Source organism: Marinobacter sp., from assembly GCF_033722735.1.
GTDB lineage: Bacteria > Pseudomonadota > Gammaproteobacteria > Pseudomonadales > Oleiphilaceae > Marinobacter.
This window is the reverse complement of the sequence record NZ_JAWVYN010000012.1, coordinates 62,181-86,893: the sequence shown is the minus strand read 5'-3', so window position 1 is coordinate 86,893 and position 24,713 is coordinate 62,181. Positions and strand designations below refer to the sequence as shown.

Annotated in this window: 21 protein-coding genes; 6 read left to right on the top strand and 15 right to left on the bottom strand. The window is 61.5% G+C overall.

Annotated elements, in window-relative coordinates:
- Positions 1-39: 39 nt before the first annotated feature.
- Positions 40-696, top strand: coding sequence for an OmpA family protein (locus tag R3175_RS10710; RefSeq protein WP_318944306.1), 657 nt, complete (start codon positions 40-42; stop codon positions 694-696).
- 63 nt (positions 697-759) lie between these two features.
- Here R3175_RS10710 and R3175_RS10705 read toward each other — a convergent pair whose 3' ends face one another.
- Positions 760-1,044 carry a hypothetical protein gene (locus tag R3175_RS10705; protein WP_318944265.1) on the bottom strand — a complete coding sequence of 95 codons (285 nt, stop codon included), beginning with the start codon at positions 1,042-1,044 and terminating at the stop codon, positions 760-762.
- Positions 1,045-1,210: 166 nt separating this feature from the next.
- Entirely contained in the window at positions 1,211-2,440 is a 1,230-nt protein-coding gene (gene serA / locus R3175_RS10700) for a phosphoglycerate dehydrogenase (protein WP_318944264.1), read from the bottom strand.
- A gap of 200 nt (positions 2,441-2,640) precedes the next feature.
- On the opposite strand from serA, the gene R3175_RS10695 reads away from it, so the two are divergent.
- On the top strand, positions 2,641-4,032 hold the full coding sequence (locus tag R3175_RS10695) for an FAD-binding oxidoreductase (RefSeq protein ID WP_318944263.1): 1,392 nt from the start codon (positions 2,641-2,643) through the stop codon (positions 4,030-4,032).
- Complete coding sequence (locus R3175_RS10690; RefSeq protein ID WP_318944262.1) at positions 4,032-4,715, top strand: SIR2 family NAD-dependent protein deacylase; 684 nt, start codon at positions 4,032-4,034, stop codon at positions 4,713-4,715. Before R3175_RS10695 ends, R3175_RS10690 begins: the two co-directional genes overlap by 1 nt.
- Positions 4,716-5,231: 516 nt before the next feature.
- On the opposite strand, the gene R3175_RS10685 is transcribed toward R3175_RS10690, so the two are convergent.
- The 5 genes from R3175_RS10685 to R3175_RS10665 all read right to left on the bottom strand — a co-directional run bounded on the left by R3175_RS10685 (position 5,232) and on the right by R3175_RS10665 (position 10,024).
- Positions 5,232-6,542 (bottom strand): AarF/ABC1/UbiB kinase family protein, encoded by a 1,311-nt coding sequence (locus tag R3175_RS10685; RefSeq protein WP_318944261.1) that lies wholly within the window; start codon positions 6,540-6,542, stop codon positions 5,232-5,234.
- A gap of 42 nt (positions 6,543-6,584) precedes the next feature.
- Positions 6,585-7,247 carry a fumarylacetoacetate hydrolase family protein gene (locus R3175_RS10680; protein WP_318944260.1) on the bottom strand — a complete coding sequence of 221 codons (663 nt, stop codon included), beginning with the start codon at positions 7,245-7,247 and terminating at the stop codon, positions 6,585-6,587.
- 12 nt (positions 7,248-7,259) lie between these two features.
- Positions 7,260-7,802 (bottom strand): adenine phosphoribosyltransferase, encoded by a 543-nt coding sequence (locus R3175_RS10675; protein WP_318944259.1) that lies wholly within the window; start codon positions 7,800-7,802, stop codon positions 7,260-7,262.
- Between the two features lie 11 nt (positions 7,803-7,813).
- Positions 7,814-9,112 (bottom strand): NCS2 family permease, encoded by a 1,299-nt coding sequence (locus R3175_RS10670; protein WP_318944258.1) that lies wholly within the window; start codon positions 9,110-9,112, stop codon positions 7,814-7,816.
- Between the two features lie 177 nt (positions 9,113-9,289).
- Positions 9,290-10,024 carry a trimeric intracellular cation channel family protein gene (locus R3175_RS10665; RefSeq protein ID WP_318944257.1) on the bottom strand — a complete coding sequence of 245 codons (735 nt, stop codon included), beginning with the start codon at positions 10,022-10,024 and terminating at the stop codon, positions 9,290-9,292.
- Between the two features lie 140 nt (positions 10,025-10,164).
- Between R3175_RS10665 and R3175_RS10660 the strand changes: the two genes are divergently transcribed.
- A complete protein-coding gene (locus R3175_RS10660; protein WP_318944256.1) occupies positions 10,165-11,145 on the top strand; it encodes an NADPH:quinone oxidoreductase family protein in 981 nt (326 codons plus the stop codon).
- A 30-nt stretch (positions 11,146-11,175) separates the two neighbouring features.
- Here R3175_RS10660 and R3175_RS10655 read toward each other — a convergent pair whose 3' ends face one another.
- Complete coding sequence (locus tag R3175_RS10655; RefSeq protein ID WP_318944255.1) at positions 11,176-12,027, bottom strand: sterol desaturase family protein; 852 nt, start codon at positions 12,025-12,027, stop codon at positions 11,176-11,178.
- 293 nt (positions 12,028-12,320) lie between these two features.
- Between R3175_RS10655 and R3175_RS10650 the strand changes: the two genes are divergently transcribed.
- Positions 12,321-14,468, top strand: a complete 2,148-nt coding sequence (locus tag R3175_RS10650) for a TonB-dependent siderophore receptor (protein WP_318944254.1) — start codon at positions 12,321-12,323, stop codon at positions 14,466-14,468.
- A gap of 289 nt (positions 14,469-14,757) precedes the next feature.
- Positions 14,758-15,234, top strand: coding sequence for a DM13 domain-containing protein (locus R3175_RS10645; protein ID WP_318944253.1), 477 nt, complete (start codon positions 14,758-14,760; stop codon positions 15,232-15,234).
- A 185-nt stretch (positions 15,235-15,419) separates the two neighbouring features.
- Here R3175_RS10645 and R3175_RS10640 read toward each other — a convergent pair whose 3' ends face one another.
- From R3175_RS10640 to R3175_RS10610, 7 genes are all read right to left on the bottom strand, one after another.
- Positions 15,420-16,106, bottom strand: coding sequence for an SDR family oxidoreductase (locus R3175_RS10640; RefSeq protein ID WP_318944252.1), 687 nt, complete (start codon positions 16,104-16,106; stop codon positions 15,420-15,422).
- A gap of 215 nt (positions 16,107-16,321) precedes the next feature.
- Positions 16,322-18,151, bottom strand: a complete 1,830-nt coding sequence (locus R3175_RS10635; protein WP_318944251.1) for a long-chain-acyl-CoA synthetase — start codon at positions 18,149-18,151, stop codon at positions 16,322-16,324.
- A 77-nt stretch (positions 18,152-18,228) separates the two neighbouring features.
- Positions 18,229-19,056: an NAD(P)-dependent oxidoreductase gene (locus tag R3175_RS10630; protein WP_318944250.1), complete on the bottom strand. Its 828-nt coding sequence runs from the start codon at positions 19,054-19,056 to the stop codon at positions 18,229-18,231.
- Complete coding sequence (locus R3175_RS10625) at positions 19,053-21,029, bottom strand: acetyl/propionyl/methylcrotonyl-CoA carboxylase subunit alpha (protein ID WP_318944249.1); 1,977 nt, start codon at positions 21,027-21,029, stop codon at positions 19,053-19,055. Before R3175_RS10625 ends, R3175_RS10630 begins: the two co-directional genes overlap by 4 nt.
- A 9-nt stretch (positions 21,030-21,038) precedes the next feature.
- Positions 21,039-21,872, bottom strand: a complete 834-nt coding sequence (locus tag R3175_RS10620; protein ID WP_318944248.1) for an enoyl-CoA hydratase/isomerase family protein — start codon at positions 21,870-21,872, stop codon at positions 21,039-21,041.
- A gap of 21 nt (positions 21,873-21,893) precedes the next feature.
- The gene (locus tag R3175_RS10615) at positions 21,894-23,051 is read right to left on the bottom strand and encodes an acyl-CoA dehydrogenase family protein (RefSeq protein WP_318944247.1); all 1,158 of its coding nucleotides are present in this window, start codon (positions 23,049-23,051) and stop codon (positions 21,894-21,896) included.
- Between the two features lie 43 nt (positions 23,052-23,094).
- Positions 23,095-24,711 (bottom strand): acyl-CoA carboxylase subunit beta, encoded by a 1,617-nt coding sequence (locus R3175_RS10610; RefSeq protein WP_318944246.1) that lies wholly within the window; start codon positions 24,709-24,711, stop codon positions 23,095-23,097.
- Positions 24,712-24,713: the final 2 nt, after the last annotated feature.

Here is a 24,713-nt window from a genome sequence, read left to right as displayed (position 1 = left end):
ATCAATTCTCACAACCAAGTCAAAGTGCAGAGGTGTATGGTGAAAAAAACAATTCTGGCATTCACAGTCGCAACAGTGGGACTCGCAGGTTGCATGACCTATGACCCTTATACCGGTGAGGAGAAGGTCTCCAGCGCCACCAAGGGCAGCATCATTGGTGCCATTGGCGGTGCTGCTGTGGGGGCGGCAACCTCCAGCAGCAGCGATCGTGGTAAGGGCGCCCTCATCGGTGCGGCCGCTGGTGGCGCGGTCGGTGGTGGTATCGGCTACTACATGGACCGCCAGGAAGCGCAGTTGCGCCAGAAGCTCGAAGGCTCCGGGGTTCGGGTGGTGCGCAATGGCGACCAGATCGAGCTGATCATGCCGGGTAACATTACCTTCGATGTTAACCAGTCCACCATCAAGCCCAACTTTACCGGCGTTCTTGAGTCTGTGGCGCTGGTGCTGAAGGAGTTCGACAAGACCGTGATTGGTATCGAGGGGCACACGGACAGCACCGGTTCCCAGAACTACAACCAGTTGCTGAGTGAGCGTCGTGCCGGTTCGGTTCGTGACTTCCTGTTGAACCAGGGCATCGAGCCCGGCCGAACCCGTGCCGTAGGCTACGGACCGCGCTACCCGATTGCCTCCAACGACACAGCCGCGGGCCGTGAGCAGAACCGTCGTGTTGAGCTGACACTCGCTCCGATTCAGTAAGTCGGTAGGTGGTTCCATGTCCCAGCGCCATGAGTTCCTCCGGCGCTGGGAGAGCCCAGCCGCTCAGTTGGTGTTGCTGGGCAGCCATTCGTCGATGCGTTCCCGGAGGTCCTTCAGCTTGTCCTCACCCGCATCGACTATCTTCTTGAGCTCTTCCCGGGACTGTTCAATTCGGTCTTCAAGCTCTTTGATTTTTTCGGCAAACTCCTTCTCAATACGGGCTTCTGCCTCCTCATCCTTAGCGTTTGCGATCTTGGCCTCGGCTTTGGCATGAAGGGCTTCGATTTCTTTATTCCATTTTCCCGCCTGGGTTTCCAGTTTGTTGATCAGCGAGTCTTTGATCGACATGGCAGATACCTCTTTGGTAGATGTGTACCATTTACCATGGTCTTTAATTTTTGCATCGCAAGTATTCGGAGCCGGGAAATCTCTACAATTTGTTAATGGAGAATGGCCAGGCACAAAAAAGGCCTCGAAAGCGAGGCCTTTTCCGATGTCCGTCCTTTCACGCGGATCAGAACAGCACGCGGCAGCGGATCGTGCCCTTGACGGACTTCAGCTTCTCCAGCGCCAGTTCGCTGTACTCCTTATCGACATCAACCACTACGTAGCCAATTTCTTCCTTGGTCTGCAGGTACTGACCACAGATGTTGATGCCGTTCTCCGAGAATACCTGGTTGATCTCGGACATCACGCCCGGCACGTTCTCGTGGATGTGCAGCAGGCGATGCTGGTTCGGGTGGGACGGCAAGGCCACTTCCGGGAAGTTGACGGAGGACACGGAGGTGCCGTTGTCGCTGTACATGGACAGCTTCTCGGCCACCTCGCGGCCGATGTTTTCCTGGGCTTCCATGGTGGAGCCGCCAATGTGTGGCGTCAGGATGACGTTGTCGAATTCCCGCAGGGGAGAGACGAATTCCTCGTCGTTAGACTTCGGCTCCACCGGGAAGACGTCCACGGCTGCGCCCAACAGCTTGCCGCTGCGAACCGCCTCGGCCAGGGCGTCAATGTCGACCACGGTGCCCCGGGAGGCGTTCATCAGGATGCTGCCCGGCTTCATCTGGGCGAACTGCTCGGCACCGAACATGTATTTGGTGGCGGGGGTTTCCGGCACGTGCAGGCTGACCACATCGGCGATGTTCAGCAGCTCATGGAGGGTGCCCACCTGGGTGGCGTTGCCAAGCGGCAGCTTGGACACCACGTCGTAGAAGTACACGTCCATGCCTAGCGCTTCCGCCAGCACGCTGAACTGGGTACCGATGCTGCCGTAGCCGATGATACCGAGCTTCTTGCCGCGAATCTCGTAGCTGTTCTTGGCGGACTTGATCCACTCGCCGCGATGGGCCTTGGCGCTCTTCTCGGGAATGCCGCGCAACAGCAGGATGGCCTGGGCCAGCACCAGCTCGGCCACACTGCGGGTGTTGGAGAATGGCGCGTTGAACACCGCAATACCACGACGGGTGGCTGCCTTCAGGTCCACCTGGTTGGTGCCGATGCAGAAGCAGCCTACGGCCACCAGCTTTTGGGCGGCATCAAATACTTTTTCGGTCAGTTGAGTTCTCGAGCGGATACCCACGAAATGAGCGTCGGCGATCTTTTCGATCAGATCGTCCTCGGCCAGCGAGTGAGTCAGATACTCAATGTTCGTGTAGCCTGCGGCATTGAGGGTATCAATAGCGGATTGATGCACGCCTTCCAGCAGCAGGATCCGGATTTTGCTCTTTTCGAGAGACGTATTTGACATGGGCTTGCTTCCAGACCTTTCGTCGCGTCGTATGACTGTAATGTCACCTGTGAGCCCCTACAGGGCCGCTGCCAGCGGTCAGGCTCACAGAACAGGGGCGGTATGATACCATAAACGCAGATTTTCACAGCGCGTCGCATCACCTGGATCAATTCCCCATTGGTGGCGGCTGCTTAACCCTTACTGAGACCGGAAACTGCATGAATCCCGAACAGATCATTGCCACTCTCAAGACCCTGGTGGACGATGGCAAAGTGCTGACTGATCCCGCCGACCTGGAAAACTACGGAAAAGACTGGACCAAGATTTACCCCCCCAAGCCCCTGGCGATCGTGTTTCCCAAGACCACCGGGCAGGTGCAGGCCCTGGTGAAGTTCGCCAATGAAGCGGAGGTTGCCCTGGTTCCGTCGGGCGGCCGTACCGGCCTAAGTGCCGGCGCGGTGGCGGCGAACGGCGAGGTGGTGGTGGCTTTCGATTACATGAACCAGATTCTCGAATTCAGCGCCAGTGACCGTACCGTGCACTGCCAGGCCGGGGTGATCACCGAGCAGCTGCAGGATTTTGCCGAAGACAAGGGACTCTACTACCCGGTGGATTTCGCCTCCGCCGGTTCCAGCCAGCTGGGGGGTAACCTGTCCACCAACGCCGGCGGCATCAAGGTGATTCGCTATGGCATGAGCCGGGACTGGGTGGCCGGCCTGACGGTGGTGACCGGCAAGGGCGATATTCTGGAGCTCAACAAGGACCTGGAGAAGAACAACACTGGTTACGACCTGCGCCACCTGTTCATCGGCGCCGAGGGCACCCTGGGCTTCATTACCGAAGCGACCATGAAGCTGACTCGCCAGCCGGACAATCTAACCGTGCTGGTGCTGGGGCTGAACGACCTGACCAACACCATGGACGTGTTGCAGACCTTCCAGAAGAGCATCGACCTGACCGCCTACGAGTTCTTCTCTCACCAGGCGATGCAGCATGTGCTGGCCCACGGTCAGGTACAGGCGCCGTTTGAGGCCGAGGCCCCGTACTACGCGCTGCTGGAGTTCGAGGCGGTGTCCGATCAGGTAATGGATGAGGCCATGAGCCTGTTCGAGCAGTGCGTGGAGAATGGCTGGGTGCTCGACGGTGTGATCAGCCAGAGCGAGACCCAGGCCAGGAACCTGTGGATGCTGCGTGAAGGCATCTCCGAGTCGATCGCCCCGCGTACGCCCTACAAGAACGATATCTCCGTGGTGGTTTCCAAGGTTCCGGAGTTCCTCACCGAGATCGACGCGGTGGTCACCGAGCACTACCCGGATTTCGAGATCATCTGGTTCGGCCACATCGGTGACGGCAACCTGCACCTGAATATCCTCAAGCCCGAAGGCATGGCGAAGGAAGACTTCTTCGAGAAGTGCCAACAGGTTAACAAGTGGGTGTTCGAGATTGTGGAACGCCACCAGGGCAGTGTCTCCGCCGAGCATGGCGTGGGCATGACCAAGAAGCCCTACCTGCAGTACACCCGCAGCGAGGCGGAGATCGCCTACATGCGCGGCATCAAGCAGGTGTTTGACCCCAACGGCATCATGAACCCGGGCAAGCTGATCGACTGATGAAACCCCGCATCGTAGTCCTGACCGGCGCTGGCGTCAGCGCCGAAAGCGGCCTCTCCACCTTCCGTGACAACGGTGGGCTGTGGGAGCAGCACAGTGTCTACGATGTGGCCACGCCCGAGGCGTTCGAGCGTAACCCGGAGCTGGTGTTGCGCTTCTACAACGACCGCCGCCGGCAGCTGGAATCCGCCCAGCCCAATCGGGCCCACCGGTTGCTGGCAGAGCTGGAGGCCGACTACCGAGTCTCCATCATCACCCAGAACGTGGACAACCTGCATGAGCGGGCCGGCTCCAGCGAGGTGATCCACCTGCACGGCGAGCTCACCAAAGCCCGCAGCACCCGCTATCCTGACGACATTTACGACATTGGCTACAAACCCATCCAGTTGGGGGATACCTGCCAGCGCGGCAGCCAGTTGCGTCCGCACATTGTCTGGTTTGGCGAGCTGGTACCGATGATCGAGGTGGCCGCGGAAGTGGTCCGCACTGCCGATCAGTTGCTGATTGTGGGGACGTCCTTGCAGGTCTATCCCGCTGCCGGGTTGGTGCATGAGGTAGATTTCGATGTACCAGTAACGGTAGTTGATCCGGGTGAGCCGGCGAGTGTGACGCGAGCCAGGGTAATCCGGAAAGGTGCCTGTGAGGGTGTTGCGGAGTGGATCGCTAGTCTGGGTAAGATTTAAGCTTTGGTGCAAGCCATCGGGAGGGGGAGCCATACTCCACCGCATTGAAGGTACGTGCTGTACCTGCAATGTTCGTGAACCGCTGAATGGACCAACTGATAATTCTGGCGCTCGTTCAGAGCGCCCCTTCGGGTGAGCGCTAAAGTGCTCATTGAGCGCTAAGTAGGGGCTACGGCTATTTCCGGCGATCCGCGCCTTGTCACTGAGCACTTCAGCACCCACAAAATTACCGCTTGGTCCATCCAGAGGTTCCTGGGGCGTCCATGCCCCTGTTCCGTATGGCTCCCCCTCCCGATGGCCCGGACAATTTACGGGTCTAAAGCCTGTCAGCAATAACGAACTAGCACGTTTGGTTCTGAAGCGATATCTCCTCAGCCTCGGGGTGGACGGTGGTGGGTCTTCCGGAGCAGCGGCAGGGATGCCGCGGTCTCCGACAGGTACAGGGACGTACCTTAGAGGAGAGCGGAGGAAGACCCACCACCGACCACAAGCACAAAACCCTCAAGCTGGAGGCAATTAGCCCGCACCTTCTAGATACTTTTCCAATTCCGACCGAAACGCCGCCTGCACCCCCAGCCGCTTCAGCATCCAGTAATGCCCGGCAATCATCCGGTCGATGAAGATGCTCTCCACCGGCGGCTGGAAATAGTCCAGGTACTTGAACACCGTGCTGGTCTTGGCCGCGACGTCCTTGTGAATCTCCGATTCGGCGAAATTGTAGGGGTTAGCGGTGTCGAACGGTTGGATCAGGATGTCCCGCCACATGGCGTAGTAGGCCTCGTCGATGGCGGGTTTGGATTCCACCCGGGCGCCCAGGTCGATGAGGTGGCGGTCCAGGGCCTCGTAGTCTTCCTGCAGGGCCGCGACCAGGGCCTTGCGGTAGGCCTCGACAATCTCCGGTTTGAGCTTCTTCACGCAACCGAAGTCGTACAGGATGATGGTGCCGTCCGGCCGGTAGGCAAAATTGCCGGCGTGGGGATCGCCGTGGATGCACTGGAAACGAAACAGCTGGTCCGCCATAGTGGTGAAGATCCGGTGCCCGATCTCATTGATCATGTCCTGGCCGTAGCGCTCCGGCGTCACCTCGCTGACATGGTCGCCTTCCAGCAGCTCCAGAGTGAGCACCCGGCGGGTGGAATGGCTGTCGATGACGTCGGGAATAAGTACCCAGGGGTCGTCCTGGTGAAAGTCCCGGAACTGGTGGATGTTGCGGGCTTCGTTCTCGTAGTCCAGCTCTTCCTTCAATCGCTCGCGGATCTCGGCGAACAGCTGGTCGACGCTTTCCTTGGGCATCTTCAGCAGGCCGCCGAGCTTGAGGGCCAGGCGCAGTTGCTTGAGGTCGGAATCGCAGGACTCGTCCACGCCGGGGTACTGGACCTTGACGATCACATCGGTGCCTTCGTTTAACCGAGCGCGGTGGACCTGGCCGATGGAGGCCGCTGCGTAGGGCTTTTCCTGCAGGTATTCGAACAGCTCGCTCACCGGTTTGCCCAACTCCGACTCGATCTGCCCCACGATCACCTCGAACGGCATGGGCGGGGCTTCTTTCTGCAGTCGCTGCAGCGCGTCGGAGAATTCCTTGGGCAGGAAGTCCTGAGTCTGGGAGGCGATTTGGCCCACCTTCATCACCGCGCCCTTCATCTCCCCGAGGGTGTTGGCAATCTGGTCCGCCATGCGGGTGTAGCCTTCGCTGCGGGCCTCGTAGCTCTCTTCGCCGGCAAACAGGCGGCGGGCACGTTGGCCGGCGTACTGGCTGGCCACCGACGCGGTCATGCCGGCCAGTTTGAAGAAACGTCCGCTGCGGGTGGTAACCGGTTTTTTGGCCATGGCGGTTATTGGTGTCCTGTATAGGCGATGAGGTTGATGGTCTCAGACGACCGTCGTTTCGACAAACAGGGCATCCTCCAGTTCCAGCGACAGCCGTTGCCCGGGTTCAAGTTTGCCGACGCCGGCGGGGGTTCCAGTCAGCACCACATCTCCAGGGAGCAGGGAGAAATGCTGGCTGATATGGCAAATCAGGGGAACGATTGGCGTCAGCATATGGCGGGTATCGCCGCTCTGGCGACGCTCACGGTTGATGTCCAGGGTGAACTCCAGATGATCCTTCGCCAGTTTTTCGGCGGCCACGAACGGCGACAGGGGGCAGGCACCGTCGAACGCCTTGGCCCGCTCCCAGGGATGCCCCTGGTCCTTCAGCTTGGCCTGGACGTCCCGCAGGGTGAGGTCCAGCGCCAGACCATAACCGAGAATGGCGTCTCTCGCGTCTTCCTCCGAGGCGCTGGACAGCGGGCGCCCGATCAGGACCGCCAGCTCGGTCTCGAAGTGAACCGACCCCCGGTCCCTGGGGGGATTCAGTGGGCGGGTGATGTGCATGGCGGCTGTCGCCGGTTTGATAAACAGCAGCGGCTCGTCCGGAATCGGGTTGTTCAACTCCCGAGCGTGTTCGGCGTAGTTGCGGCCAATACAGACAATCTTGCCCAGGGGCAGGTGGATAGGGGTGCCGTCCTTCCAGTGGTGCTGGTAGTCGTGCATGGCCGTACTCCTTTAATCGCCGTCAAACGAGCACACAGTATAAACGTCCAGGCCCTCGTCGCGCAGTTTTTGCGACCCGCCCAGTTCCGGCAGGTCAATCATCGCAGCAACCTCGACAATGTCAGCGCCAATGCGGCGAATCAGCCGGGCCGCGGCCAGCATGGTGCCACCGGTGGCGATCAGGTCGTCCACCAGCACCACCCGGTCGCCGGGGTGGAAGGCGTCCTTGTGCAGCTCCACCGAGGCGGTGCCGTACTCCAACTCGTAGTCCTCCACCAGGGTGTCGAACGGCAGCTTGCCCTTCTTGCGGATCAATACCAGGCCGGCGTTGATCTCATAGGCCAGGGCGGAGCCGATGACGAAGCCGCGGGCATCCACCGCGGCAATGGCATCGATGTTCTGGCCATGATAGCGGTGCACAAAGGCGTCAATCAGCTTGCGAAACGTGGTCCGGTCCTGCAGCACGGTGGTGATGTCCCGGAAATTGACGCCTGGTTTGGGCCAGTCCGGCACGGTGCGGATGGCTTTCTTGATGTTGTCTGCAAAGTAGTCCATAGCGGATCCGATCAGGCTGCGTCCAGGAAAATGTATTTCAGTACGAACACCACGGCGATAATGCTCACGCTTGCGCTTAGCTGGGACCAGCGGCCGCTCATTGCTTTCAGTAAAGCATAGGTGATGAACCCCAGGGCAATGCCATTGGCGATGGAGAAGGTCAGCGGCATCATCAGGGCGGTAACCACCGCCGGGGCGGCCTCGGTAAGGTCATCCCAGTCGATCAGCTTGAGCCCGCTGGTCATCAGCACGGCGACATACAGCAGGGCGGGCGCCGTGGCGTAGGCCGGAATGATGCTGGCGATGGGTGACAGGAGCAGGCAGGCTAGGAACAGGGCGGCGACCACCACGGCGGTCAGACCGGTTCGGCCCCCGGCCGAGATGCCGGCGGTGGATTCGATGTAGCTGGTGGTGGTGGAGGTGCCGAGGGCGGCGCCGGACATGGTGGCGACGGAATCGCTCATCAGCGCCCGGCCCAGGCGCGGCAGCTTGCCGTCCTCGTCCAGCAGGTTGCCCCGCTGGGCCGCGCCGATCAGGGTGCCGGAGGTGTCGAACAGGTCAACGAAGAGAAAGGCAAAGATCACGCTGATCATGGCCACGTCGAGGGCACCGGCAATGTCCAGCTGTAGCAGGGTGGGCGCCAGGCTGGGCGGCGCCGAAATGAGGCCCTGGTACTCCACCATGCCCAGGCCCATGGCCGCCAGGGTGACCACGATGATGCCGATCATCACCGAGCCGGTGACCTGTCGGTAGGACAGGGCGCAAATCAGCAGGAAACCACCAAAGAACAGCAGCGTCTCCGCCGTCTTGATGTCGCCCAGGCCCACCAGGGTTGCCGGATGATCGATGACGATCCCGGCATTCTTCAGGGCGATCAGCGCCAGGAAGAAGCCGATGCCGGCGGATATGCCAAACCGCAGGGACATGGGAATGCTGTTGATGATCCACTCCCGCACCCGAAGGATGCTGAGTAGGAAGAACAACAGACCGGAAATGAACACGGCGCCCAATGCAATCTGCCAACTGTAGCCCATGCTGCCGACAACAGTGAACGAGAAAAAAGCGTTCAGACCCATGCCGGGCGCCAGGGCAATGGGGTAGTTGGCCCAGAGCCCCATGATCAGGGTACCGATGACGGCGGCCAGGCAGGTGGCGACGAAGACCGCGCCAAAATCCATGCCGGTGCCCTGCAGGATGCTGGGGTTGACCACAATAATGTAGGCCATGGTCAGGAAGGTGGTGATGCCGGCGATAACCTCTTTACGGACCGTGGTGCCGTGCGCCTTGAGTTGGAACAGTCGTTCAAGCATGGGGAATGTCTGCCTTTTGGGGCTGGTCGAAGATTCGATTTTGGCGGCGGTTTCGCGCCAGTATCAGGCCAATGGATTAAAAAATCGCAATGGTACCGGCAGAGGTTCCCTGGGCCAAGTAGGGGAAGCCCCCAGTACGACGGCTGCGAAACGAGTTAAATCGTTGGTCCTGGCCGGTCAGTGATGGGGGCGTTGCAGCCGGATATCGAAGCGCACTGCCAGCAAGCGACCGATAACAATGAACAGCAGACCAATGGTCAGGGCTGCGCTTTCGCTGGCCAGCTGCCACTGACAGAGGAAATAGAGCCAGCACCCGGCAAAGGAAATGGACGCGTAAACCTGGTCCTTGCGGAAGATGAACGGTACCTCGTTGCACAGGGTATCGCGCAGTGCGCCGCCGAAGGTGCCGGTCATTACGCCGAGCAGGGAGGCGATAAACCAGGAGTGACCCAGATCCAGGGCCAACTGTGCGCCCAGGATCGAGAAGATCCCCAGCCCAATGGCGTCGGGAAACACGATGCGAGATTCCCTGAGGCGACCCAGGCGATGCCAGTAGCTGAAGATAATGGCCAGTGCCAGGATAAGCATGGGCTGTTCCTGGTGCTTGATCCAGTATAACGGGTGGTTGTCCATCATTAGGTCGCGCAGGGTACCGCCGCCCAGCGCGGTGATAAAGCCGATGGTAAACACGCCCACCGGGTCCATATTCTTGGAGCGGGCGGCAATCATGCCAGAAATGGCGAAGGCGACGACGCCGATCATTTCCAGGCCATAGATGATGTCGAACATGGACGTACAGTTCCGCGTGATCTTCGGGATAAAGGGGTGTTTTGAAGTGCGCGCAGCATAGCGAAAATCGGTCACGGATTCACCATTAAAGCGTGCTTCCCGCTTCTCTGGGGGGGCTTTCATTCCTCTCCATAAACAGCTTCGATAGTGGAGTATCAGTCCGTTTTATTTGATTCATGGTAGGTCTGGGATTAGCGTTAACCGATAGCCTCCAGATTAGTTAGCCTCTGAATGGACAGGCAGGCCAAAACAGGAAAACCACCATGCGCGCGATTCTATGCAAAGAATACGGGCCGGCGGAAAAGCTGGTGATCGAAGATGTCAAGAGCCCGGAAGCCAAGGGGCGGGGAGTCAAGATTCGGATCAAGGCTGCTGGCCTGAACTTTCCCGACACCCTGATCATTGAAGGCAAGTACCAGTTCAAACCCACCATGCCCTTCTCTCCCGGCGGAGAAATGTCCGGTGAGGTGGTGGCTGTCGGCGACAAGGTGATTCGGTTCAAAGTGGGCGACCGGGTGGCTGGGCTGACCGGGTTCGGCGCCTTTGCCGAAGAAATCGTCATCGCCGAGGAGAACCTGCTGCCGGTGCCCGCCAGCATGAGCGACGAGAAGGCGGCCGCGTTCACCATGGTGTACGGCACCTCCTATTACGCCTTGAAGCAGCGCGCCGACATCCAGCCCGGCGAGACCCTGCTGGTGCTGGGGGCCAGTGGCGGTGTGGGACTGGCCACGGTCGAGCTGGGCAAGGCGATGGGGGCAAAAGTCATTGCCGCGGCCAGCAGCGCCGAGAAACTCGAGGTGGCCAGGGGCGCCGGCGCCGATGAGGTGATCAATTACACCGAGGAGCCATTAAAGGAGCGGGTCAAGAACCTGACCCATGGCAAGGGCGTCGATGTGATCTACGATCCGGTGGGCGGTGACTTCACCGAGCAGGCGCTGCGTGCCATGGCCTGGAACGGCCGGCATCTGATCATCGGCTTTGCCGCCGGCGAGATTCCCAAGATCCCCGCCAACCTGGCTCTGCTCAAAGGCTGCTCGGTGGTGGGCGTATTCTGGGGCAACTTCACCCGCATGGAGCCGGAAGCCAGCGCCAGCAACATGATGGAGCTGTTGGCGCTGTACGAGCAGGGCAAGATCGACCCGAAGGTGAGCGAAGTGTACGAATTCGAGGACTACGTCAACGCCTTGAATGCGCTCAGCGAGCGAAGGGCCAAGGGCAAGATTGTACTGAAAGTCTCCGCCTGACCGAACACCTCATGCCCCGGATGAACCTGTTCAGTCTGGCAGGGCCGGGGCTGCTCCTTCCTCTTTAGCTTGCGGCCTTTCTCTGCCCTCACTCGATGGCGCAGTGCCCCTGTCCGTCACGGTGGCGGGCGGCAATCCCAACAAAAAACGCACATTGCTGTTGTCGTAGTCCAATCCGAGTCGCTCGTCAGGGGCAACCCGCTCCGGCGGGGTATGGCTTCCAAAGAGCCGGTCCCAGACGGTGAAGATGAAACCGTAATTGGAGTTGGTGAATCGCTTGTCGGCGCTGTGATGCACGAAGTGATAGCGCGGCGTCACCACCAGCCATTCCAGTTGGCGGGGAAAGGGAACCCGGATGTTGGAGTGTAGCCAGTGCTGGTTGGCGATGCCGAACAGGATTACGCCGAACAGCGCCAGGCCAGTGGCGTCCAATGGGAAGACCAGGTAGCTGACCGTGTAGGGGAGCATCAGCAGCACCACGTGCAGCGGTGAGGCGCGCAGGCCGGACAGCCACCAGATGTGTTTCGGCGAGTGATGCCAGGCGTGGCTGTGCCAGAACAGTCGGCCATGGAGCCAGCGGTGGGCCCAGTAGGCAAGAAAGTCGCCAAGCACCAGGTACAGGATCCAGGTCTGCCAGAGTGGGCCTGTCCCAACCCAGGCCTGCCATTGCTGAACCGGGGCCAGTGACACCAGGAGGCCAGACAGCGGCACCGCAACCAGAAACGTGTAGATGTGCGCGAAGCCGACCCCGCACAGCATGGCGGTGAGGTCCCAGCGGGTTTCTTTCTCGCCGGACTGCGTCCGCAGTGGGGCCAGCCAGGCCAGTAGCTGGAGCGTCAAGCCGGCGGCAACCGACAGGGCCTGGTGAGTGAGCAGTTCCATTGCTTCCTCCTTATGAACTTCCGTGTCGCTGCCAGGCACCAGTGATGCCCCGGTTCGGGGGCAACACCTTGCCTTGGCCGCGTTAAAGTCAGTTCCTGTTTCATCGACCGATGCCGTCGATGGTCCTGAGATTCCATCGTTGAGTTCCGTGGCGGGGGCCGCGATGACTCCGGTCACTGGAATAAATGATTATGAGAATGATTTGCATTAAAGGCGTAGTGAGCTTAGCATAGGCACGTTTTTTGGCTTGTACAACCCCTTGGACAAGCTTCACGCATTTTACGGAGAAAATGATGAAGACATTGCCTCTCGGGGCCGCGCTGCTCACCACGGCCTCCTTCTGTAATGGTTATGCCCACGCCGCAGCCGATTCCGAAACGGATCCCCAACAAAACGGCGCCGCCGTAACCTCTGACCGGGGGGGACGGGCGGACAAACCGCAGCAGGGCGTTGGCACGCTGGATGCCATCTTTGTTTACGGCGAACCCGATACTACGGCCACGGCCACCAAACTGAACCTGCCGGTGTTCGAAACACCGCAATCCGTATCGGTGATCTCCCGGGACCAGATCGAAGACTTTTCCTTACGTGAGGTCAATGATGTGCTGGATTACATGCCGGGTGTGACTGTGGAGAAGGTCGAAACCGACCGCACCTATTACACGGCCCGGGGCTTCGACATTGTTAACTTCCAGTACGATGGCGTCGGGGTTCCGTTTGCCTTCGGCCTGAACCAGGGTCAGGAAGACACGGCGATCTTCGAGCAGGTGGAAGTAGTCAAGGGTGCGTCCGGGTTGGTGACCGGACTGGCCAACCCTTCGGCAACCATCAACTTCATTCGCAAGCGTCCCACCGACTATGTGCAGGCGTCGGCGGCGGTCACGGTCGGTGAGTGGGATACCCGCCGCATCGAGGGGGATCTCTCGGGCGCGATCAACGACCGCATCAGGGGGCGGCTGGTTGTCGCTGGGGAGGAAGGTGACTCCTATCTCGATCGCTACTCGGAAGAGAAGGCGGTGATTTACGGTGTGATCGAGGCGGATATCACCGACACCACCCTGGTGACCCTGGGGCACAGCTACAATAACAGCGATGCCGATGCCGCTTCCTCCGGTGGTTTACCGCTGTTCTATTCCGACGGCTCGCTGACCGATTACCCGGTTTCAACCAATACGGCGCCGGACTGGGCGTTCTGGGACGTCGAGCGGAACCAGACGTTTGTCGAGCTGGCCCAGCAGCTGGGTGGCGATTGGACGTTCAAGGCGATCTACACCTACAACGACATTGACCAAGATTCGGAAACCTTCTACCTGTCCGGTGTCCCCGATCCCGTCACCGAGCAAGGGCTCGTCGGCTCCGCCAGCCAGTATAGGGCGGAAGACAAGCAACACATTGTTGACGCCTTTTTCAGCGGCGTCTTCTCATTGGGCGGCCGGGAGCACGAACTGGTTGCCGGCGTAAACCTGGCCGACATCGAGCTGACGGGACGATCTGTCTATGCCAGCGCCTGGTCCGGTTACGACGATCCGGTCGGCGGCGACTGGGCTGAGGGCAATACGCCGCGTCCCGCCTTCGATATCGACGATCCGGCTACGTCTTCGACCGACATCGATCAGACCCAGAACTCCTACTATGTGTCGTCCCGGCTCAACCCGACCGACGATCTGTCCATCCTGCTGGGTGCCCGAACCGTGGAGATTGATCAGGATGGGGTAAGTTATGGCTCTTCGCAGGAGGTGTCTGAAACCGAAACCGTGCCCTACATCGGGGCCACCTACAACATCCTCGACAGCCTGATTGTCTACTCCAGTTACAGCGAGGTGTTCAAGGCCCAGACCTGGGTGGATGAAAACCTGGATCCCCTGGGGCCGGTTGAGGGCGAGAGTACCGAGGTGGGGCTCAAGCAGGAACTCAACGACGGCCGGGCCGTGGTGACCCTGGCCCTGTTCCGGTCCCGGCAGGAGAACTTCGGCCAGTTCGTGGGCCGCGACCCGGATACGCAACTGAACCTGTACCGGGGAACGGAAATCGAGAGCGAGGGCTTTGAAATTGAGGTCTCTGGCGAAGTGCTCACCGGCCTGAACATGAGCGCCGGGTACACCTACCTGGATATCGAAGATGAAGACGGCAACGACACCCGGACCCATATCCCGACCAAGCTGCTGAAGCTGGCCGCGGCCTACCAGCTACCGCCAGTGCCGGCCCTGCGAGTCGGCGGTGGGGTGAAGTGGCAAAATGAAACCTTTGCCGGCAGCACGGAAGTTCAGGACAGTTATTACCTGGTGGACCTGTTTGCCAGCTACGACCTCTCCACCCACCTGAATGTGGCGGTGAATGTGGAGAACCTGACCGACGAGAAATACCTCAACAGCCCGCAGTGGTATCAGGCGTTCCACGGCGCCCCGCGGAACCTACAGGCCAGCCTGACTTGGCACTACTGAGCACTGTGACGGCTGGAGCACGCTGGTAACTGCGGGCAGAGTTAGGCCGGCGTGCAATACCGGCCTTGCGGCTGGCCGGATTCTGCGACAGCAAGCCGGGTTCATTGGCGGCCACCGCCAAATCCGGCTTTAATATTTGGAATACCCAGACGCGTTCAGTAATTGAGGCCGATGTCGCCAGTGGGTGGCACAGTGATCTTTAACCTTTGTGCCCCCAATAGGGTGATTCAATGCGTGTGAGGGGGGTCGATAACAGTCACTACTGTTGTGCCCATCGGAGATCCGATTCATGAAGAAGCTTGCTGTGCTCGCACTACTCGCATCCCACGGCATTGTTGGGCTTGTTGGGTTTATCGCTGGCATCTACGTGTTGCCAATTCTCACTGCACCACCCGCGCCCTCTGCCGCTGAAGTCGCGGCCGCGGACGACGGTGCACGGTTCTCCGGGCAGTTTCGCCGAGACCTCGAGGGGAGCGATGCGTTGCATTGGGGGGAGGGCACGCTGTTCGTTGGCGAGCAGAGTATTTCCTTCAAGGGCGAACTGGCCCCAGGCCCGGATTATAAGCTCTATCTGTCGCCGGAGTTTGTGGAAAGTGAAGAAGCGTTTGAGCAATTGAAGGCGCGGATGGTTCGTGTCGGCGACGTCAATACCTTCGACAATTTCCAGGTGTCCTTACCGCCGGATGTGGACCCGTCCCGCTACACCACGGCGGTGGTTTGGTGCGAGTCCTTCGGTGAATTCATCACCGCGGCACGGTACCGTTAGCCCCGCCCATGTTACGGGCTGCCAGGGTGCTTTCAGTCAACGCATGAGGCCGATAGACCTCACCAAAACCTGCATCCGGATATTGCTGTTACAGTGTCTGTCGGTCAGGGAGACCTTCCAGCTGTCATCCTTCTCAAGGTCCCGTGGTGTCCAGGCGGAGCGATCTGCAATGTGTTCGATCAGGCTCATTGTCTTAGCGGTCTCTCTGGATTGCCCACACTTCTTGCATATTGCTTCAGGAATTCCGGCAGGGGTTGCTGGCCCGAAACCATGTCAATCACTCTGCTGGAGGGAAGGGGGTGGCGCAGCAGCTCGACGATGGCATCCGCAACGTCTTCCCGGCTGATGACCGAGGTGCGATTGGTGTCGTCGGCCCAGTCCACCTGGTTGTCGAAGGCGCCCTGGGCGGGCTCGTCCAGCAGTCGCCCCGGTCTCAGCAGGGTGTAGTCGAGGCTGGATCGCATCAGCCGGTCGTCGGCGCAATTGCGAGCCACCAGGTAGTGACGGATCTTCTCGGGGCCGCGGAGGGGATCGTCCGCCTTGAGCGAGCTCACCATGACGAACTGGCGTATCCCTTGCCGTTCGGCGTGCTCGATGGCCCGAATCGAGCCCCACAGGTCCACCAGCAGTGTCTTGTGGGGACTGGTCGAAGGGCCGGAGCCGGCGCTGAATACCACCCGCTCGCAGCCCCGAAAGGCCTCATCCATCGAGCCTTCCAGATTGCCCATTACGGCCTCGGCGCCCATCTCCTCAAACTGCTGGGCCTGCCCGCTGTGACGGACCATCGCCCTGACGGCCATGCCGTTGGCAACGCATTTCTCAACCAGCAGACGTCCAATCTTACCGTTCGCGCCAATAATCAGTGTCGTCATAGGTGCTACATCCCTGATTCAGTGATCTTTCCATGGGTTGGGGTGTTCTGTTGTCAGGGGATTATCGGGCAACCGCCGGGTTAGTTGAATACTCAATTTGCATGACGCGGATGCGCGTCATTGTTCAACCGGCCGTTAGGATAGGGAGGACACTGCGGGGAAAGAGCAGAAGGGCGTGATCCTTCACGCCCCCGCTGAATGAATCTGGCGGGTGATCAGAACCGCACCTTGCCTTCGTTGATCTCCTTCTCCAACTCTGGCGTCACCAGGGTGTATTCCTGAGTCTTCGGCAACCTGACGTAGACATCGTCCTCGGCCTTCTCGGTGGAATAGGCCAGCTTCTGGATATCCACCTTGCGGTACTTGAAGGTGCCGGTCTTCTCGATGCCGTCGGTCACCCGGATGAATACCGGGATGGCATAGGGCGGCAGGTTCTCGCTGAGATAGTTGAACAGCGCCTGGATGTCGAAATCCGCCTTGCCCTGCTGGGGCACCAGGGTCACCATGCCGGCCTTGCCGTTGGTGTTGGGGATCTCGACACCGTAACCGATGGCTTCCTCCACCAGGCCGGAGCCGTCGATGATGTTCTCCACCTCGGTGGTGGAGACGTTCTCACCCTTCCAGCGGAAGGTGTCCCCCATGCGGTCCACGAACTGCAGGTGGCGGAAACCGATTTCCCGCAGCACGTCGCCGGTGTTGAACCACTGGTCGCCCTTCTTGAAGGCGTCCCGAAGGATGGACTTCTCGGTGGCTTCCTTCTGGGTGTAGCCCTCGAAGGACCACTTCTTGGTGATTTCGCCGAGCAGCAGGCCCGGCTCACCCGGCTTCACTTCCTCCATGAAACCCTTGGCGTTGCGGATCGGGTCCCGGGTACCCTCATGGAACTTCACCAGCTTGTAGGGGGCGGTGGAGAAGCCCACAGTGTTGTCCATGTTGAAGAAGTTGCTGAAGCCGATGTTGCCTTCGCTGGAGGCGTACAGCTCTGCCACGGTCTCGATGCCGAAACGGTCCTTGAAGGGCGTCCAGATCGATGGCCTCAGGCCGTTGCCAATCATCTTGGTGAGGCTGTGGTTGCGGTCCTGGTCGCTGGCCGGCTGGTTCAGCAGGTAGCGGCACAGCTCGCCCACGTAGCCGAAGGTGGTGGCGTGGTAGCGGCGCACGTCGTCCCAGAAGGCACTGGCGGAGAACTTGCGGCGCAGGGCGATGGCGGAGCCGCCGGCAATGACCGACCCCCAGCACACCAGCAGGGCGGTGCCATGGTACAGCGGCAGGGTGCAGTACAGCACGTCCTCGGGTTCCATGCTCAGGGACATCAGGCCAAAGCCGCCGTAGGCCTTGATGAACTTGCGGTGGGAGCCCGGCGCCGCCTTGGGCAGGCCGGTGGTGCCGGAGGTGAACAGGTAGATGGCGGTGTCGCCCAGGGTGGGCGGGGTGTTGACCACCGGGTTGACGCCCTTGTAGGCGCTCACCAGTTCCGCCAGGTTGGCATAGCCCTGGGGCGCTTCGCCAAACACGTTGAGGGTGTTGGCGTCGGCGAGGAACAGGAAGGGACGTTCGTGCTGGAGCTCCAGCCTGTCCCTGATGCCGTCGAAGGACTCGGTGAGTTCCTCGCCCACCACCACCAGCTTGGGCTGGATCAGATTGATGCTGTGCTCCAGTACCTTGCCCTTCTGGGAGGTGTTGAGCATGGCGCAGGCGACGCCGATCTTGGCGGCACCGGCCACCACCGCCAGCAGCTCCGGCCGGTTCTCCAGGAAGATGGCAATCGCATCGCCTTTCTGCAGACCCTGGGCGCGGAAGAAATGGGCGTAGCGGTTGGCCCAGGCGTTGAAGTCCTGCCAGTTGATGCTGCGGTCTTCATAGAGGATGGCATTGCGGTCGCCGTACTTCTCGGCGTTATGCTCGATCAGGGTGCCAAGGGTCAGCTCTTTCTGATCGTCCTTTACCGAGTAGTAGTAGAACCCCTTGGCGATGGAGGGAATGCGCCGCAGTATGCCAGGCAGACTGCGGACCAGATCGCGTGCGGTGACGGTGTTGTCGGTCATGCGGTTATCCGTTCGGGTTGGTGCAATGGATCAGTAATGTTGTTTGCCGGCCCCGCGGATACGCAATGCCCCGGGGCTCAGTCGAGAAACAGGTCCGGCAGCAGCGGCTTGTCGGTCTCGGCGTAGCGGTAGCGATCGAAGTCACTCGCCCCATCCTGCCTCAACACGTCCTCGTCGATCAGCGCCTGCCCGGTCAGGGATTGGTCGCTGCGGCCGAGGATGCTGACCGCGGCATCGGCCATGATGTCCGGCTTGCGTCCTTGCTCCATCATTGCCTTGCCGCCCACCTCGAATTCGATGGCGGCGGTGGCGATCAGCGTCTTCGGCCACAGGGCGTTGACGCTGACGCCGTAGCGTCGAAACTCTTCGGCCATGCCGATGGTGAGCATGGTCATGGCGTATTTTGTGGTGGTATAGGCCCCGTACTGGGCAAACCACTTCGGATTCAGGTTCAACGGCGGCGACAGGCTCAGAATGTGGGCCTGGGGCGAGTCCTTGAGCCAGGGCAGTGCGGCCTGACTGCAGGCAAACACCGCCCGGGCATTCACCTGGTGCATCAGGTCGTAACGGCTCACCTTGAGCTTCTCGACCCCCTGCAGGCGAATGGCGCCGGCGTTGTTGACCAGCATGTCGAGGCCACCAAAATGGTTGGCGGCTTCATCGATGCGGGCCTTGACCATGTTTTCGTCCCGCACATCCAGCACCAGCGGCAGAACCTCGCCACCCAGTTGCCGGATTTCATCGGCCACCGTATGAATGGTGCCCGGCAGCTTGGGGTGCGGGGTGTCGGACTTGGCGGCGATCACCACCCGGGCGCCTTCCCGGGCACAGGCCAGGGCGATGGCGCGGCCAATACCGCGGCTGCCTCCGGTGATAAACACGGTTCGATCGGAAAGTCGGCTCATTGATCTGTCTCCTTGGCGGCTTGTGCTTCGATGGTGGGTTCGACTTCCACCAACAACTGCTGCCTTCGGACCTGATCGCCCTGTGCGGTATGGACGCTACGAATCCGGCCATCCCGATCGGCCTTGACCGGGTGTTCCATCTTCATGGCTTCCAGAATCACCAGCACATCCCCCTGGCGGACCGGCTGCCCTTCCTCGACCAGTACGTCGATGATGGCGCCGTCCATGGTGGCCAGGACCTTGCCGGAGCCGGCCAGACTGTCCACTTGCGGGGGCTGGTGGGTCCGGTCGGTCAACCGCACCGACTGTCCAGACAGCTGCAAATATAGGTGATCGCCGCAATGCTGATATTGGCAACGGTGACGAACCCCGTTGTCGATATAGCATAGCTGGCCATCGTCAACCTGGAGGTCTGCCAGCCCGATTTGTTCATCGCCAATACGCACCTGAAGGTCGTTGCCGTGACGCTGGACCAGCAATTCGTGGGTGCCCTGGCCGCTTTCCAGGCGCAGCGGGACCACCGTCGCCAGCGCGTTGCTCCAGCCCCGGGTGTGGCCATGGTCGTGGTTGAGCACGGCGGCGGCCATCGCCAATTGCCGTGGCGAAACGGTTGCCTCCGACAGCGAGGGATCGCCGGCAAAGTGTTGGTCCAGGAAGGCGGTGGTGGCTTCACCGGCTCCGAAGACCTCGTGGTCAATAACCCGGCTCAGGAAATAGCGGTTGGTCACCACGCCGTTGACCTGGGTATCTTCCAGGGCCCGTATCAGCCGTCGCCGGGCCTCGTTGCGGGTCTGGCCCCAGGCAATCACTTTGGCCAGCATGGGGTCGTAGTGGGGGGTGACGGTATCGCCGCTACGGATGCCGCTGTCCACCCGGATGCCATCCCCCGAAGCCGGCTCAAACCGGTCCAGTCGACCGGTCTGAGGGGTGAACTGGTGGGCCGGGTCCTCGGCGTAGAGGCGGACTTCAATGGCGTGCCCGTCGAGCCGGATCTGGTCCTGGTCCAGCGGCAGCGGCTCTCCCTCTGCCACCGCGAGTTGCCAGGCCACCAGGTCCTGGCCGGTGACCAGTTCGGTCACCGGGTGTTCGACCTGCAGCCGGGTATTCATTTCCAGAAAGTAGAAGTTGCGCTGCTGGTCCACCAGGAACTCCACCGTCCCCGCGCCCCGATAGTTGCAGGCCAGGGCCGCCTTGACCGCGGCCTCGCCCATGGCCTGGCGCAGTTCCGGGGTGACGAACGGGGAGGGGGCCTCTTCCACCACTTTCTGGTGCCGGCGCTGGATGGAGCAGTCCCGCTCCCCCAGGTAGACGGCGTTGCCGTGGTTGTCCGCGAAGACCTGGATCTCGATGTGGCGGGGCTCGATCACCGCCTTTTCCAGGATCAGCTCGTCGTCGCCAAAGGCCTGTTTGGCCTCGGAGCGGGCCCTGGCGATGTTGTCCGCCAAGTCGACTTCGCCATGGACCAGCCGCATGCCGCGGCCACCGCCGCCGGCGGAGGCCTTGATCATCAGCGGGTAGCCGATGTCCCGGGCGGCGGCCATCAGCTCGTCATCGCTGGCGTTGTCCCCCTCGAAACCGGGCACCACTGGCACGCCGGCCTCCTGCATGGCGATCTTGGAGCGCCGCTTGCTGCCCATCAACTCGATGGCGGCGGCCGGCGGGCCGACGAACACCAGGCCGGCATTGGCGCAGGCGTTGGCGAAGCCGGCATTCTCCGACAGGAAGCCATAGCCGGGATGCACGCAGTCGGCGCCGGTCTTGCGGGCGGCGTCGAGGATGGCCTCGGCCTTGAGGTAGGACGCCGACACCTGCGGCGGGCCGATCAGCACCGCCTCGTCGGCTTCCTGCACGTGCAGGGCGTGGGCGTCAGCCTCAGAGTATACGGCCACGGTGCGGTAGCCCAGGGCGCGGGCGGTACGGATGACCCGGACGGCGATTTCGCCCCGGTTGGCGACTAACAGTTTCTTCAACATGACGCTTCCTCAGTCTTCCTGTACCGGTCCGGATTCCGCCCAGGCCGGTGGGCGCTTCTGCATAAAGGCCAGGGTGCCCTCGGCACCTTCCTGGCCGCGAATCGCCGCGGCGAACTGTTCTGCCGCATCGTCCAGCAGGCTGTGCATGGGCTCCTTGCCGACGCGGTGCAGCAACTGTTTGGTCGCGGCCGTGGCTTGCGGAGCGCAATGGCGGATGCGATCCAGGGCCTCGGCGACAGCGGCCTCGAGAGCCGTGTCCTCGGCGCAGAGCTGATGGATCAATCCCAGTCGCGCGGCCTCCTCGCCGTCGATCCGTAACCCCAGCAGGGCCAGCCGGCGGGTCTGGGTCAGGCCGATGCGTTCCACCACGAAGGGCGCGATCTGGGCGGGAATGACCCCAAGGCTGGTTTCCGGCAGGCCGAAGGTCACCGTGGGTCCGGCAAGGGCGACATCGGAGACGCAGGCCAGGCCGAATCCGCCCCCCATCACCGCGCCGTCCAGCACCGCAATGACCACCTTGGACGATTCGTTGACCTGCTGGATCATGTGGCCAAAGGCGCGGTTGAGGCGGTAGAACGGGTCCTGTTCGCCCTCGGCCGCGGGTTGACCGCGGGCGCCGGCCATGTCCTTGATGTCGCCGCCGGCGCAGAAGTGGCCCTCGCTGCCGCGCAGGACCACGGCGCGGATGCTGTCATCGGTTTCGATCTGGCTGAACACGGTCGCCAGTTCGGCCACCATCTGCAGGCTCATGGCGTTGCGGACCTGGGGCCGGTTGAGGGTGATCCGCAGGGCGTGACCCTGGCGCTCCAGGGTTAAGGTGTCGCAATGGGGTAGATCGGTCATGGCTGTCTCCCTGCCTGGTGCTTACTTTTTCTTGCCGGGAAGGGTGCCCATCATCTTGCAGATGATGCCCAGCATGATCTCGTCGGCACCGCCGCCGATGGACGCCAGCCGTACGTCCCGGTAAGCCCGGGACAGCGGGTTGTCCCACATGTAGCCCATGCCGCCCCAGTACTGAAGGCAGCTGTCGGTCACCTCACGGCCCAGGCGGCCGGCTTTCAGCTTGGCCATGGACGCCAGGCGGGTGGCGTCCTTGCCCTGGATGTGCAGGTCGCAGGCCTCGTAGGTAAGCGCCCGCAAGGCTTCGATTTCCGTTTGCAGCTCGGCCATCCGGAAATGGATGACCTGGTTGTCGATCAGCGGCTGGCCGAAGGTCTGACGCTCGCGGCAGTAGGCGATGGTCTGCTCGACGCAGTTCTCCAGCGCCAGGATCATGTTGGCGGACGCCCACATGCGCTCTTCCTGGAACTGCATCATCTGCATCATGAAGCCGGTGCCCTCGGCGCCGATGCGGTTGCGCTGGGGCACCCTAACGTCGTCGAAGAACACCTGGGCGGTCTCCGAGGAGCGCATGCCCAGCTTGTCCAGGTGATTGCTGAAGCTGATGCCCGGGCTGTTCATCGGCACCACGATCAGCGACTTGTTCTTGTGGGCGGAATCGTCGGAGGTGTTGGCCAGCAGGCAGATGAAATCCGCCTTGGGCGAGTTGGTGATCCACATCTTGGAGCCGTTGATGATGTAATCATCCCCGTCTTTCTTGGCGGTGGTCTTCAGGCCGGCAACATCAGAGCCGGCGCCCACCTCGCTAACGCCGATGCAGCCCACCATGTCGCCCGCGATGGCCGGGACCAGGTAGTCCCGTTTCAGTTCGTCGGAGCCGAAGCGGGCCAGGGCCGGGGTACACATATCGGTCTGTACCCCGATGGACAGGGGCACGCCGCCACACTTGGCGCGGCCGAATTCCTCTGCGGCCACCAGGTTGTAGCTGTAGTCCAGCCCCATGCCGCCATACTCTTCCGGTTTGTGGATGCCCAGCAGACCGAGGTTGCCGAGTTTCTTGAAGACGTCGTGGATGGGGTACTCGCCGGCGGCTTCCCATTCGTCGATGTAGGGGTTGAGCTCCTTCTCGACGAAATCGCGGACGGTCTTTCTGAGGGCCTTGTGTTCTGCGGTGAATTTCATGGGTCTCTCCGTAACTGGGTAATGGATGCTTGTTCTTGTGGGCTTAAAGCCGGCCGACGCCGAAGGTGTTGGGGCGCAGCGGTCGGGCTTCGGCCTCGCGACAGACGGACAACGCCAGGGCCAGGACCCGGCGGGTGTCCCGGGGATCGATCAGGCCGTCGTCCCACAGCCGGGCGGTACCGAACAGGGCGGTGGAGCCGTCCTCCAGTTTCTTGGCGGTGGCCTGCTCGAGGAACGCCAGGGTCTTCTCATCCGGTTCGACACCGCTGCGGCGCTGTTTCTCCTCCGCCACAATGCGCATCACCTTGCCCGCCTGGGCCGGGCCCATGACGGCGGTGCGGCTGTTGGGCCAGGCGAAAATAAAGCGCGGGTCCAGGCCACGACCGCACATGGCGTAGTTGCCGGCACCGTAGGAGCCACCGACTACAACGGCCAGTTTGGGTACCCGGCAGTTGGCGACGGCCTGGATCATCTTGGAGCCGTGTTTGATGATGCCGTGCTGCTCGGCATGGGTACCCACCAAGAAACCGGTGGTGTTGTGCAGGAACAGCAGGGGGGTACCGGCCTGGTCGCAGAGTTGGATGAATTGCGCCGCCTTGACGGCCCCCTGTGGGGTGATGGGACCGTTGTTGCCGATCACCCCCACCGAGTGCCCCTCGATGCGGATGGTGCCGCACACGGTCTGGTCGTCGTACTCGTTCTTGAAGTCCATGAAGCGGGAGCCGTCGGCAATGCGAGCAATAACCTCCCGTACGTCGTAGGGCTTCTTGGCGTCCGCCGGGACCACCCCGATCAGCTCCTCCGGTGAGTACTTCGGCTCCTCCCAGTCAAGTTCCCGCTGGGGCGGCAACTGCTCGTTCCAGGGCAGGGCGGAGAGGATGTTGCGGGCATAGCGGATGCCGTCGGCGTCGTCCTCTGCCAGGTATTCGGCGGTGCCGGCCACCTGGGCGTGCATCTCGGCGCCGCCCAGTTCCTCATCGGTGGCCACTTCGCCGGTGGCCGCCTTCAGCAGCGGCGGGCCTGCGAGAAACATCTTGGCCTTGTTGCGTACAGTCACAACGTAATCCGACAGGCCGGGCTGGTAGGCGCCCCCGGCGGTGGCGTTGCCGTGCACCACGGTCACCTGGGGGATGCCGGCGGCGGACAGGCGGGCCTGGTTGGCGAAGCCCCGGGCGCCGAGTACGAAGATATCGGTGGCGTAGTTGAGATTGGCGCCGCCGCTCTCGGACAGGGACACCACCGGCAGCTTGTTCTCCATGGCGATCTGCTGTAGCCGCAGGGTCTTGTCGAGACCGGCCGGGGTGATGGTGCCGCCCTTGATCGCGCTGTTGCTGGCCACCACCAGGCAGCGTACCCCGCTGACCACGCCAATGCCGGCGATGATGCCGCCCCCGGCCATGCTGCCGTCTTTGTCGTCGTGCATCTTGTAACCGACCAGGGAGCACAGCTCCAGGAACGGGGTGCCCCGGTCCAGCAGGCGGTTGAGTCGGTCCCGCGGCAGCAGTTTGCCGCGCTTGGTGAACTTGTCCCGGGCGGCTTCCGCCAGGTCCAGGACCTTCTGCTCCACCTCGCGCCAGGTCTGGATATGGGCCTCCATGGCCTCGGCGTTGGCCCGGAACTCGTCGGAATGGGCCGAGAGGGTGCTTTCCAATACTTCCATGG